We start from the raw sequence: 13,629 nt of genomic DNA, 5'->3' as shown, positions 1-13,629 counted from the left end.
TCTGCAGAATGATATTATATATCTCCTGTCCGTTTTTTAATCTGTGTTTATTATTCTAATGATGGAATAGTCCATGTCCCCTGACATCAGACGTAATGCTTTTATTGCATGGCTGCTTATTATTATACAGTTTATTACACCCGTACTGACGCTGCTTCCGGCACCGGTTCGTGCGGATGTGGATATGTCTGCAGATATGCAGGGGACAATTCATGGACTGAACTCACTTATATTTGGAGAACCGGCGGGGCATCACGACTCCCCGCCAGTAGTTTCTGGCGAAGGGCAAACTGTAGCGCCTGTGGTCCCACTCTCTGCCGGCCCGCAAGGTCAGCGGGCAGTCCCCGATGCCAGACTGATTCCGGAGCCCAGGGTATCACCCGGTCTGCCAGATCTGACCCGGCCGGTACTGGGGCAGGGGAGGCCGCTGAAGGTTCCGTCAGAAAACATGTTGGAGAGGCATGTTGCGGAACTGTCGTCTGAACCTGAAGGGACGCTGGCCTCCGGTGCCATGCAGATGGGGTCCATGTTCTCCAGCGAGAACAGAACGGATGCTGCCATTAATTATGCCCGGGGAGTTGGCGAAGGACTGATTAACCAGAGAGTAAACGACTGGCTCAATCAGTTCGGTAACGCTAAGGTCTCGCTGGGGAGCGGCGGGCAGTTTTCCGGTGATATGCTCATTCCTCTTCACGACACCGACCAGAATCTTATTTTTACCCAACTGGGCGTTCGCCGGGGCCAGGAGAGAAATACAGTTAACCTCGGTGCCGGCTACCGGACGTATATGGACGACTGGATGCTGGGTGGAAACGTTTTCTATGACTATGACTATACGGGTAAAAACCGGCGTCTTGGTGGCGGTGCAGAGCTGTGGCGCGATTACCTGAAGCTGGGGGTTAACGGTTATATTCGGCTGACGAACTGGCACCAGTCGGTACTTTCAGAGATGGAGGACTACGATGAGCGCCCGGCAAATGGTTTCGACATACGTGCTGAGGGATATCTGCCCGCCTGGCCCTATCTCGGCGGTAGCCTGAAATACGAGCAGTATTTCGGCAGGGGCGTCTCCGTCAGTGACAGCACCAGTCCTGACACCCTGAAGGACAATCCTGCCGTGCTGACTGCGGGCCTGAGTTACACCCCTTTCCCCCTGATGACCCTTTCTGCCAGCCGCTCGGTTGGTGACTCAAATGATACCCTAATGGCCCTGGATATTAACTATCGGCTGGGAGTGCCGTGGTATCAGCAGGTCAGCCCCGATAACGTGGATTTAATGCGCAGTCTGGCCGGTAACAAATACGATTTTGTTGACCGCAATTACAACATTGTTATGCAGTACCGTAAGCAGGAGTTGCTGCGCATAGGGCTGCCGGAGCGGCGTAGGGCACAGGCGATGGAAACCATCACCATTCCGCTGACGATCGCAAAGGTCAAGTACGGCCTGAAGGGGGTTGACTGGTCGGTTTCTCCGGAGCTGATGGCCCGCGGTGGACGCTACAGAATACTGACTCCCACGGAAATTGAGGTGATGCTGCCGGCCTATATATTCAGCGGTGATCAGAAAACGCCGCAGACGTATCAGATCAGCGCGATGGCGACGGACAACCATGACAACCAGTCCAATACGGCAACGATGCAGATTGACGTTGTGCCATCCGATAACGGGGTGACTATCAAGTCAGACAAGAATAATGCGAAGGCGGACGGTCAGGGGACGGACAGCGTGCTGGTGCAGGTGACGGACAAAAAGGCGGGTCAGGTGGTGGCGCTGACGGCGGACAACGGGGCGGTCATCGCGAAGACGGTGACCACGGACGAGAAAGGCCAGGCGACGGCATCACTGACCAGTATGGTGGCAGGCGCCAGCACGGTGACGGCGACGATGCTTAACGGTAACTACGATACAACTGAGGTTCACTTCGTAGCAGACAGCGCGACGGCGCAGGTGAAGTCGGTTCTGCTGCAGGGGGATGAGGTCAGCAGGGTTGCCGACGGCAGCAGCAGCTTCCGCTACGCGGTGACGGTGACGGACGCGAACGGCAACCCGGTGGCGGACCAGACGGTGACGGCGCAGGCGGACAAGCCTGACCATGTGACGGTGGCGGCGGACGGCGCCACCAACGCCGCTGGTCAGACAACGGTGACGCTGACGAGCACCACGACGGCGGTGTCGGACATTCAGGTGAGCGTGAGGGCAGGCAGCACCGGCAGGATGGTGGACGCGGATAAAAAGGTCAGCTTCGTGGCAGGGGCCGTGTCGCCGGACAAGTCGGACTTTGTTGCCGCCCCCGATCACATTGTGGCGGACGGTCAGGCGGTCTCGACGCTGACGCTGACGCTGCGGGACAGCAACGGCAATGCGGTGTCGGGCCAGGCCGCGACGCTGAGCGCGAAGGTGGCGGGCGCGGGTGACACGCAGGTGACGGGGTTCACGGAGGGGACGGCGGGAAGCTATACGGCCGGGCTGACGGGGACGGAAGCGGGGCAGGCGACGGTGCAGGCGATGCAGGGGGCGAGTCCGGCGAGCAACGATAAGCCGGCGGTGACCCTGACGGCGGACGCGGGCACGGCGCAGGTGAAGTCGGTTCTGCTGCAGGGGGATGAGGTCAGCAGGGTTGCCGACGGCAACAGCAGCTTCCGCTACGCGGTGACGGTGACGGACGCGAACGGCAACCCGGTGGCGGACCAGACGGTGACGGCGCAGGCGGACAAGCCTGACCATGTGACGGTGGCGGCGGACGGCGCCACCAACGCCGCTGGTCAGACAACGGTGACGCTGACGAGCACCACGACGGCGGTGTCGGACATTCAGGTGAGCGTGAGGGCAGGCAGCACCGGCACGATGGTGGACGCGGATAAAAAGGTCAGCTTCGTGGCGGATGTTTCAATAAAAGACATTGCAGTCAATGGTTATATCTTTGGAAAGGATGAAGGCTTCCCAACGACAGGTTTTAAAGGGGCGATGTTCACCATTGAGCTGAAAAACGGTAACGCTTCAGACTTTAACTGGAAAGCCGATGCTCCTTGGGTGACAGTAAAGGATGGAGTGGTTTCATTTAACGATACAGGAACCGGAAGTAAAGTTACTATTACCGGCACACCAATTAGTGGTGAGGGTAAAATTATCAGTTGGGATTTTACGCTGAAAAATTGGTTCATCAATAATGGTACAACTACCGGGACCGACATGGATGAAGCTAGTTTTTGCGGTTCGAGTTTTTCTAAAGTGCCGACAATACAACAACTTAATGGGAGTGAAAGAAGTGATGGTAAGCGTGGAACTCTCGGTGGGCTTTGGAGTGAGTGGGGTAATCTGACTGCTTTCAACGGATCAGGTTTTGTGTCGACGAATCCAATCACAGATTATACTGGTTACTGGACATCTCAATATGCCGCTGCCACATACATTGTCAGTCTAAGTAATGGAAAACTCGGTACTATTATTGGTAACTTTAGTGAATTTATGGTGTGTCGAAAGTCGATGTAGTGATAGAAACCGGTAAGTTATTCTGTGTAACTGCCACTACGCCGAAGGCGATCGTGTAAGTATTCTGCATAATCGTGCCATTCATCTTTAGAGATCCTCCGGCATAATCAAATTAGTTTTAGCGGAAGCGGGCTACGCTTCCGCTAAATATGGACTCCAGGCTATTTAATAGCTTGGTTTTTTTTGTTTAGCTCGGTTTATATTTTGTCTTCCTTTACTTGTCTTAGTCGTGCAAGGCAACAGCGCGGCTGCCCGGTTGAATGCTGGTGAACTGAGTAATCGCCCCACCTCGCGAGACCTACATTAGCGAACGCCTCTTCATTCGTCGTAATAGCCATAGCAAGCCCAACATAATAGCCAGATAGCCCATAACGTAATTTCCCTGTTGCTTTCGTTCAGAGAGCGCCGGGTCGGCAGCCCATGCCAGAAAGGCGGTAACATCCCTGGCGTATTGCTCCTCAGTTTCAGCTTTTTTCGATGCCGGGCTCCATTGGATCTCTCCACTCGTCAGTGGTTTTGGCATGTTAATCACGCCGCCTGGAAAATAACGATTAGCCTTCAGTTCAGGATCGGCAGGCAGATAGCCGGTTAGCAGTGCGTAAACGTAATCTGCCCCCTGGTCCGTGTAGGGCAGAAAAGCATCTAACAAAAATTGTGGGAAACCGCGATCGTATGAGCGGGCACGGACGATATAGCTCAGGTCAACGGGTTCAGCGCCATTGTTAAGGTATCGTGCTTCACGTTCATTAAGATATGGCGATATAAAGCTGTCATTTAGCGTACCGTCCCGCTCACCAATCTGGCCGTCATCCTGAATCTCAGGAAACTGATAGCCGCTGGCGATACTTCTTGCTTCTTCAGCCGTGAGTTCTGGACCGCCGGGTCTGGTCAGCGTCCGAAAGGTTAGGTGTTTCATGCCGTGACAAGCGCGACACTTCTCTTCATAAACCTGCAGGCCACGTCTAAGCTGCTCTTTATCATATTGGCCAGTAATGCCGCTAAAGCTCCATTCCTGGCGTTCAGGCCTGGCTTCCTGCGCATATGAGGAACTCAGCCCCAACAGAGAAAAGGACAAGACGCTGAATTTCAATAGTTGTTTCATCATCAGTCCTGTTTTTCAAGAAAACGACGGCAAGGTAAGACGATTAAAAACCAGGCAAACCAAATCAGCGTCGAAAGCTGGGATGCGGCACGGATCCAGCCCTCATCATTACGAAAACCGTCAAGAAGATCCGGGCCAACCAGCGCTTTCGACCCTAACCAGCCTAAAAAACAGGCATTAATAACCCATAGCCAGAATCCGCACTTAACCAGTTTGCTGTAATGGCGAAAACGAGCCCGGGAAGTATCAAGCCAGGGTAGAAAATAGAAAATCAGTATTGAGCCGCACATCGCGGCTAGCCCCACGAATTCATTCGGGAAGCAGCGCAAGATGGAGAAAAAGGGAAGGAAATACCATTCTGGCGCAACAATCGCGGGTGTAATCGTTGGGTCAGCAGCAATAAAGTTGTCGGCGCTGCTCAGATAGTGCGGCGCGAAGAATAAAAACCAGGCGAAAACCATCAAAAAAAGAGTGATTTTTATAGCATCGAGATCGGTGATTTTGTAATCGAACAACAGGCTCCTGGACTCTTTCTCGCTAAACCTCTTTTTCATCGCCTGGGCAAAAGCCGACTGTACTGTACGTATATGGAAAACCGTGGCGACGACAATCACGAAGGGAAGAATAAAGTGGATAACAAAAAAGCGGCCCAGCATCGGTGTCCCCGGAGTATGGCTGCCGACTAAATATGCGTAAATTGAATCACCCACCAGCGGGATGGCCTGGGCAAATCGGGTAATCACCGTTGCCGCCCAGTAGCTTTTTTGCCCCCAGATCAGGCTATAACCAAGAAACGCGGTCATCATCAGCAGGATATACAGCGTGACGCTAACCATCCACATTGTCGTCCAGGGCTTACGGTAAACGTTGTAGTACATGCCACGAAAAATATGCATGTAGCAGGCAAAGAAAAAGAGCGACGCGCCAATAGCATGCATGTTACGTAACAGCTCTCCATGGCGAACCGCGCGCATAATATGAATAATGGAGTCAAATGCCAGCTCAGCCGTCGGTACGTAAAACATCGCCAGCACGATACCCGTAAAGATCTGCACGCCGAGCATAACCAGCAGGATAGCGCCGATCGCAAATACCCAGAGTCCGGCAATTGAGCGAGGGAAAGGAATACGCCAGCGAAGCGAATAGACGCTTTCATTCTTCATTTCAGACTTCCTTCGCGCCGATACGCACGACCTGACCATCGGAATGAATAACGTAGTCTGGGATTGCCAGGTTGGTCGTTGCGGGCCCGCGCGTCACGCGCCCGGAGGTATCAAACTCTGAGCCGTGGCACGGGCAAATCCAACCCAGCCCACCCGGTCGGGCGTTAGGTACACACCCGGCATGTGGGCAATAACCTTGAACCACCAGCCATTGAGGATGGGCTGCAGAGACCCTGGCGCTGTCTGGCTGTGGGTCGATAAGCGTATCCAGGTCGGCACTTCTGGCAGTAATAATTTCATCCGGGGTGCGATGGTGAATAAGAATCAGCTTTCCCTGCCATACACGTCTGACGGTTTGTCCAGCAGCAACCGCTGCAAGAGAGACATCAATCGGTTCATTTTCCCCAAGCGTTTTTTCATCCGGGCCCAAGGCCGAAACCAGCGGCCAGACAGCAGCAGCGACGCCTGCCGCACCGACAAATTTTGTCAGTTTACACAGGCATTCCCGACGCTGTTCCTGGATTTCGCCATCTGGACGTTTATTATCTGCCACCTCGTATACCTCCTTAAGTGTCGCGGATTAATGTTTGTCGATACGCGCGTAAATTTCCTGAAAGCGCTTGTCAGCAATACCCGGCGCTTTGAACGCACGGTAGCTTTCTGGTAACGAGGCATCTCCAACCTTAATCAGCATCACCATGCCCTGAGCGTAATGCGGTGTACATTTGATGCCGTAAAACCCGGCATTGTCATAAGTAACTTCGATCTCTTCATCTATTTTGCCCATAAATCCAGGATAGCCAGCCGGAGACAACTCAGCGATTGAGGCCGCGTTGTGGCTTTTATGTTTACGGATAAACTTCACCGTATCCCCAGGCTGGATCTCCAGATAATCCGGCTCATAGACCATTGGCCCCGCAGACCCACGATTCTTCATCAACACTTCGTGAGTTTGTGCGAAGGCTGAAGAGGCGAAAGCGAGTAAACACAAAATTTGCAGACTCTGTTTGAGGTATTTCATTGATTCTTCCTTAAAATTCATCAGGCCGTTGATAACGAATAAAACAGTTTGCACCACTTGCATCCCTTTCAATGATGGCGTCGATTCCAAACCAGGTGTGGAGGTTTTCGCGGGTAAAAACAGCGCATGGTTTCCCTTGCATCGCCATATGTCCGGACGTCATTACGATGATGCGATCGCAGAACATCGCGGCATGATTGAGGTCGTGCAGAGCAGCAATCACCGTGAGCTTTTCACGTTTCACGAGACTTAGCAGGCCAATCTGATGTTGAATGTCGAGATGGTTGGTGGGTTCATCCATCAGCAACAACTGTGGCTGCTGTGCCAGCGCCCGGGCGATATGCAGGCGCTGTTTTTCTCCACCAGAAAAGGTATGCCAGCAGCGGTGCTGTAATTCACTGAGATCAACCTTTTCCAGCATAGTCTGCACGATAACGTCATCTTTGGCGGACCAGGGGGAGAGCAGGCTAAGCCAGGGGGTCCGCCCCAGAGAAACGGCTTGTAAAGCAGTAAGACGCTCGCTGGTTTCAGCCTGTTGTTCGACCAGCGCCACCTGTTGAGCAAGATGACGCCGCGAATAATGCTGGAGCGCTTTTTGCTGCAGAGTGATTCGTCCTGAAGTCGGCTTCAGCAAACCAGCCAGGAGTGAAATCAGTGACGTTTTGCCCGAGCCATTGGGGCCGATGATGCCGACAAACTCGCCAGGCGTTACGCTGAGTGAAATATCATCAACAATCGTCTTACCTTTTACCTTCCAGCGCAGATTACAGGCTTCAATAACGGCTTGTGCAGAGGTAATAAAAGGGTTTACGAGGTTCACCGTCATTTGTTCTGGTTTCCTCTAATCAGAATGATTGAAAACGCAGGGGCGCCAACCAGAGCGGTGATCACGCCTATTGGTAGAACCTGGCCGGGGAGTAACGTGCGGGAAATAACATCAGCGATAATGAGGAAGATCGCGCCGGTAAGCGCACTCACTGGCAGCAGTCGATGATGCTGGTTGCCGACCAGTAGACGAGCGGCATGCGGGATAACCAGACCGACAAAGCCGATCGCACCAACAATGGAGACCATAATTGCCGTCATGCCGGTGACGGCGGCAATCAGTACTGCACGGGTACGTTTTACCGGAATACCCAACGATGCCGCAGACTCAGCGCCAAAGGAGAACGCGTCGAGATGGCGGGCATAACAGAAGCACAGCACGATACCGACCAGAGCGGTTGGAATGGCTAAGACAACATCGGGCCAGCGTACACCGCTCAAATTGCCTAACAACCAGAACATAATACCGCGCGCTTGCTCGGCGTTTGCTGAGCGGGTAATGATAAGCGACGTAATCGCATTGAAAAGCTGTGAGCTGGCGATCCCGGCAAGGATGATCTGGGTTGTTACACCTCCGCCTTGTCTACCGCCAGCAGCCATTGCTAATAGTGCAACGAACATAAATGCTGTCAGCGCACCAATAAAAGCTCCCAATGACATACTGATGATCCCTGCCCCAAGCCCGGTGAGAGCAATCAGCACCGCTCCGGTGGATGCTCCGGCAGAAATCCCCAATAGATAAGGTTCAGCGAGCGCATTGCGTAGCAACGACTGCAGCACTACGCCGGAAACAGCCAGGCAGGCACCGCAGCAGGCGGAGACCAGCGCTCGGGTCAGGCGATAGTTCCAGACGATCCCTGCATCCAGCGCATCGACAGGGTAGTGTGCATCAAAAAGATGATTTGCCAGCGTGCTGAGTACGTGCTGCCAGGGAATCAGCGTTTCGCCGATGGAAATACCCGCCAGCAGTACGCAGCACATCAGCGCACTGACCCAAACGGCATGTCCACCTATTCTCATCGCAAGTTGACCAACGGCACGACGCATCCTGCGTGAATCACTCATGATTATCTGCGTTCCTGAGTAACGGAGATGCGCTATACCGTCCGAGGATATAGCGCAAAACGTAGATTAATGAGCAGACTGCGGATGCGCTAAGCCATATTCAACAAGGGCATCCGCCAGTTTTTCCACCCCATCAATAGTTCTGATCCCGGCATTCATTGTCTGTACGTCAATGACCGGCAGATGGTTTTCCTTGACGGCAGGAACCAGTTTGGTGACAGGGTCGGACTTGAGGTATTCCATCTTGACCTTCCAGTCATCTGCCGGGAAGCGCCGACGGCTCATCTCTCCGAGCACAATGACCGAAGGATTAGCTTTAGCGATGGTTTCCCAGCCCACTGTTGGCCATTCTTCGGCAGAATCAATCACATTCTTCACACCCAGCGTTTGGGCTATCCATGCAGCTGGGCCAAACTTTCCGGCAACGTAAGGATCGAGCTGCAAATCGGCGCTTGAGAACCAGAACACCGCGGAAACATTCTTATCCATTCCGGTAATTTTATTTTTCGCTGCGGCTTCACGTGCTTTAAGGCTGGCAATCAACGCTTCGCCTTTATCCTGAACATCGAAGATTTTCGCCAAATCGGCGACTTCCTGATACACCATGGCAATATCAAACATACCCTTACGGACACCATCACCACCATCTTCGTTATCTTTCGCACAGTCAGCCGGCGCGGTATAAACGGGAACCTTCAGTTCACTAAACTGTTCATAAGAGGCAACCGTGCCTGCTGGGCCGATTTGCCATTCAAACTGGCTGGCGACCAGATCCGGTTTTTTAGCCACAATCCCTTCAAAGCTGGGAATATTTTGCGCAATAACGGCAACTTTTTCATTAGCTGTTTTATAAGTATCCAGTACCGGGCCAAACCACAGTGAAGTGCCCACGACGCGATCGGCCAGCCCTAATGAATAAAGAATCTCGGTACTATTCTGTCCCACCGTTGCCACGCGCGTTGGTGCCTGGTTGAAGGTAATATCGCGGCCACAGTTTTTAATCGTCAGAGGATATTCGGTTTTTGCCGCGGCAGAAAAACCGGAAGTAAGCAGCAGAGCAGTCGTGCCCAAAATAGCCAGAAGCGTTTTTTTAGAGGAGTAAAAGGTAGAATTAGCGTGCATTATCATCGTCCCGTTGATGCCAGAATCTGAAGATCTGGTCATGGCTCATTTCATTCCATATATCGGGAGGAGACATGAAGATAGATGACATTCAATCGTGAAATTTAAGAATGAAGATATGCAAAAAATGCAAATAAGCGTTACTTAGCCGAAATCTTATTCATAAATACACTACTGCATTTGTCAAATAATTCATCCCATGGACCATCCCGTCCACTCAATGGTATACACCTTTGACAGCAGGTCTCCTGACTCACGGTAACCAGAATATCAGCCTTCCCATAAAGATAAACTTTACAGTGACCTGTGGCTTATTAACCACACAAGGATATTCTGCATCCGCCTACAGTTGCGGGGGCAGTTATGGAATTGAATTAAATAATTCTTACCATATTCCTATTCATATACAAAAATGTAATGAAATGCTGTCGAAAGCGACTCTAACGGCAATTGTTAACAAGGTCAACCATAGGGGGTAAGAGGCAAAAGAGAGTGGGCAACTAAAAATAATCAATAAATACAAATGGTTGTGTGTTTGTTTCTTTGCGTGATGCTGTAAATGAAAATAACAACGGGAAGCTAAATGATAATTGGTTGATGTTGATCAAATTACGAACATAATTCAATCTCCGCGTATGAAACATATTGATCACCATCAAAAATGCTGCATATTAGCAGTTGAATCTTTTTTTTGTGAACTCTCCATGTGTACCAACTGCCATTCATCCTGCATATCCATAATCACGTTAAAATTGTTACGCAACCAGAAATGATAACCGCCGGGTAAAAAATGATGTGTGTGAAGATACAAAACTTTATATTGATGTTGCTGACAAAATACCTCAGCTAAGGAAAACAATTGACTGCCGATCCCCTGTCTGCGATAGCGTTCATCCACGTAGCAACGACAAATTTCCGCTGTTTCAGACAAGTTATAGCGTCCGCGCAGTTCAGCAATCCGATCATTATATTGACATACCGCCAGTGTAGCGATTAATTCTCGTTTTTCGCTCCATGCGCAAAGTAATGAATTCCTCTCCTGTAACAGATACTGTCGTTCGAGATCAAAGAGATCTTCTTCGCCAGAAGGCATGGATCTACCAGCATTGAAGAACAGATTAAGATGTTCAATAAGGAACGACTGAACAGCAGGAATATCGGCGTGAGTCATCTCACTAAACCTAAATGGGATCATGGCATGCGTAACTCAATCTTAGAATGGAAAACGATAATAACAATAAGACTACTTTAAAAACAATATTGAGCGACCTGAGACAGACATGCAATTGTCAATGTTGCTATTCTGCACACAGATTATAAATGGGAAATATTGAGTTCAGGCAGGAATACTTCCTACCATTCTGCACAATGAAGACCCGCCATGGCGTACGCTTAAATTTTCAGCGTCTCAATGACCATTCGCAGGGCAGGGGAGACGTTGCGATGAGGATAATAAAGAAATAATCCTTCCATTCGCAGGCTGTAACGCTGCAACACCCTGATAAGGTTACCGTGTTCTAAATCATCCGCGACCAGTTCGACAGGGACATAGGCCAGCCCAAGACCCAGCCGGGCGGCTTCTGCTTCCATATAGCTGTCGGATAAAGCCCATTGCCCTTCAGGCTGATGGGTGATTTTTTTATCATTCTGAATGAGTTCCCACTGATATACGCTGCCGTCGGCAAACTGATAGGCGATGCAGGGATGCGCCTTTAAATCCGCCGGGGTTTGTGGAAAACCAAAGCGGTGAAAATGTTCAGGTGTACCCACAACGGCCATCTCCATATCCGGCGTAATGCGCACCGCGACCATGCCCTGGCCGACTTCAGGCCCCAGACGAACGCCGGCATCGAATCTTTCCTCGATGATATCGACGAACCGGCTCTCATTCATCAGTTCTAGCCTGATATCAGGGTAGCGCTGTTTAAATACCGCCAGCTTAGGCAGCAGGCATTTATCAATGGCGTGCTGGCTGGCATTGATACGCACCGTACCGGAGGGCGTCTCTCGATAATGCGCCAGCGTGGCAAGCCCACGATCTAACGTATCAAATCCAGATGCCGTCTTCTGATAGAGCTGCTCGCCTGCTTGCGTCAGCGACAGTTTACGCGTGGTACGCACCAGCAGCTGGACGCCCAGCCTTTCTTCAAGCTCACGAACAGAACGACTGACTCCTGATTGAGCAAGCCCCAGCCGCTGAGCAGCCGCGGTGAAACTGCCTTCCCGTACAACCTGCATAAACAAGTACAGCTCGTTGTAATTCTCCCTTTTCGCCATTGAATAATCCCTCTGAATGACAGCAGTCTTAATATTAATTTATAACATTATGGTATTAATCTTAGCACTAATCGCCCTCTAATCAGCACTAATTCTGCTCACTATAATGAGCCCATCAAAACAAAGCACCGCAGCGTTGTCCGTCGGAAACCTGTATTTCTCAGTTGTTTTTCATGGGGATTTTTATGAAAGCCTTCACCCGAACGCTAAAAACCGCGATGCCGGCCATGCTGTTATTCGCATCATTAAGTGGAGCCTCAACAATGAGTTTTGCTGATTCAACCAATCCGAATGCCCCTGTTTCCATGACAGATAAGTGGGACAAGACCTTCGCTGAGAGCCTGAAAGTCGAACATCGTAAAGTCTCGTTCCAGAATCGATATGGCATCACCTTAGTGGGCGATCTTTACCTGCCCAAAGATCGTGGCGATCGCAAGCTGGCAGCGATTGCGGTCAGTGGGCCTTTTGGCGCGGTGAAAGAGCAATCCAGCGGCCTGTATGCGCAGACGCTGGCGGAACAAGGATTTGTTACCCTGGCATTCGATCCCTCTTACACGGGGGAAAGCGGCGGCTATCCGCGAAACGTCGCCTCACCGGATATCAACACTGAAGATTACAGCGCGGCGGTGGATTTCTTAGGGCTGCAAAAAGAGGTGGATCGCAATCGTATCGGGCTGCTCGGTATTTGCGGCTGGGGTGGCATGGCGTTGAACGACGCTGCGATGGATACCCGCGTCAAAGCGGTGGCTACCAGCGTGATGTACGACATGAGCCGGGCGATGGGCCATGGCGTGGGTGTGGGCAAAGACCGTTATTCCATCGCCGACCGTCGTGCCGTTCTGCAATATCTGAACGAACAACGCTGGAAGGATGCGCAGAGCGGCACCTTCGCACACGGCGGCCATGATATTAACGTCGACAGCAACGGCAAGGCCAGCGCGGGCGAGCGCGTTCTGCCAGAAACGCTGCCGGCAAATCCGCATCCGATACTGAAAGAGTTCTTCGATTACTATCGCATGCCGCGCGGCTTCCACGAGCGTTCCGTTAACTCGACCGGGGCGTGGACGGCAACGATGCCACTGTCGTTTATGAATATGCCGCTGCTGAGCTACGCCAGTGAAATCACCATCCCAACGCTTATTGTGACCGGTGAGAAAGCGCATTCACGCTATTTTGCTGAAGATGCTTTCAAGGCGATTGGCAGTAAAGACAAAGAACTGGTAGTGGTGCCAGGGGCAAATCATGTGGACCTCTACGATAACGTGGCCGGAAAAATACCTTTCGCGAAGTTCGAACAATTTTTCCAGACCAAACTGAAATAAACCCTCTCCTGAATTGATGCAAAGCCACCGGCCTCTGGCGGGTGGCTTTTATCCTGATCTTCGTGAAATTTCACTATGTCGACGCTAAACCAAACACCATCATCTCATCATCAGCGCGCATACTGGGGCGGTATTTTTGCCATGACCCTGTGCGTGTTTGTGCTGATTGCTTCTGAATTTATGCCCGTCAGCCTGCTCACGCCGATTGCCCGCGATTTAGGCGTGACGGAGGGGCTGGCAGG

General features: G+C 51.5%; 11 protein-coding genes, 1 pseudogene and 1 riboswitch. Of the genes and pseudogenes, 3 read left to right on the top strand and 9 right to left on the bottom strand.

The window, feature by feature from the left end:
* Window positions 1-73: 73 nt before the first annotated feature.
* Entirely contained in the window at window positions 74-3,490 is a 3,417-nt protein-coding gene (locus tag OGV77_RS17740) for an inverse autotransporter beta domain-containing protein (protein ID WP_286502937.1), read from the top strand.
* 298 nt (window positions 3,491-3,788) lie between these two features.
* Here the strand turns inward: OGV77_RS17740 and OGV77_RS17735 are convergent, their stop codons facing one another.
* The 9 genes from OGV77_RS17735 to OGV77_RS17695 form a co-directional block, all read right to left on the bottom strand.
* Window positions 3,789-4,592, bottom strand: coding sequence for a cytochrome c1 (locus OGV77_RS17735; RefSeq protein ID WP_075144873.1), 804 nt, complete (start codon window positions 4,590-4,592; stop codon window positions 3,789-3,791).
* Window positions 4,593-4,594: 2 nt separating this feature from the next.
* Entirely contained in the window at window positions 4,595-5,755 is a 1,161-nt protein-coding gene (locus OGV77_RS17730) for a cytochrome b (RefSeq protein ID WP_080625427.1), read from the bottom strand.
* A 1-nt stretch (window position 5,756) separates the two neighbouring features.
* A complete protein-coding gene (gene petA / locus OGV77_RS17725; RefSeq protein ID WP_051642642.1) occupies window positions 5,757-6,308 on the bottom strand; it encodes a ubiquinol-cytochrome c reductase iron-sulfur subunit in 552 nt (183 codons plus the stop codon).
* A 27-nt stretch (window positions 6,309-6,335) separates the two neighbouring features.
* Window positions 6,336-6,776, bottom strand: a complete 441-nt coding sequence (locus OGV77_RS17720) for a pseudoazurin (protein WP_043015827.1) — start codon at window positions 6,774-6,776, stop codon at window positions 6,336-6,338.
* Between the two features lie 10 nt (window positions 6,777-6,786).
* Window positions 6,787-7,602, bottom strand: coding sequence for an ABC transporter ATP-binding protein (locus OGV77_RS17715; RefSeq protein ID WP_043015828.1), 816 nt, complete (start codon window positions 7,600-7,602; stop codon window positions 6,787-6,789).
* Window positions 7,599-8,666 carry a FecCD family ABC transporter permease gene (locus OGV77_RS17710; RefSeq protein WP_080625426.1) on the bottom strand — a complete coding sequence of 356 codons (1,068 nt, stop codon included), beginning with the start codon at window positions 8,664-8,666 and terminating at the stop codon, window positions 7,599-7,601. Before OGV77_RS17710 ends, OGV77_RS17715 begins: the two co-directional genes overlap by 4 nt.
* A 66-nt stretch (window positions 8,667-8,732) precedes the next feature.
* The gene (locus OGV77_RS17705; protein ID WP_080626329.1) at window positions 8,733-9,788 is read right to left on the bottom strand and encodes an ABC transporter substrate-binding protein; all 1,056 of its coding nucleotides are present in this window, start codon (window positions 9,786-9,788) and stop codon (window positions 8,733-8,735) included.
* A 221-nt stretch (window positions 9,789-10,009) separates the two neighbouring features.
* A riboswitch (cobalamin riboswitch) is annotated at window positions 10,010-10,233 on the bottom strand.
* Between the two features lie 210 nt (window positions 10,234-10,443).
* Complete coding sequence (locus OGV77_RS17700; RefSeq protein WP_170927997.1) at window positions 10,444-10,983, bottom strand: GNAT family N-acetyltransferase; 540 nt, start codon at window positions 10,981-10,983, stop codon at window positions 10,444-10,446.
* A gap of 197 nt (window positions 10,984-11,180) precedes the next feature.
* Entirely contained in the window at window positions 11,181-12,065 is an 885-nt protein-coding gene (locus OGV77_RS17695; RefSeq protein WP_043015831.1) for a LysR family transcriptional regulator, read from the bottom strand.
* A gap of 263 nt (window positions 12,066-12,328) precedes the next feature.
* Here OGV77_RS17695 and OGV77_RS17690 point away from each other — a divergent pair, with 263 nt between their 5' ends.
* Complete coding sequence (locus tag OGV77_RS17690) at window positions 12,329-13,387, top strand: alpha/beta hydrolase (protein WP_286502938.1); 1,059 nt, start codon at window positions 12,329-12,331, stop codon at window positions 13,385-13,387.
* 75 nt (window positions 13,388-13,462) lie between these two features.
* Window positions 13,463-13,629: pseudogene (locus tag OGV77_RS17685) on the top strand (MFS transporter); the annotation flags it as partial.

It is taken from the genome of Citrobacter sp. Ce129 (genome assembly GCF_030334545.1).
Taxonomy (GTDB): Bacteria; Pseudomonadota; Gammaproteobacteria; order Enterobacterales; family Enterobacteriaceae; genus Citrobacter; species Citrobacter europaeus.
Note: the sequence above shows the minus strand (reverse complement) of the source record. Positions and strands in the feature narration are given on the sequence as shown.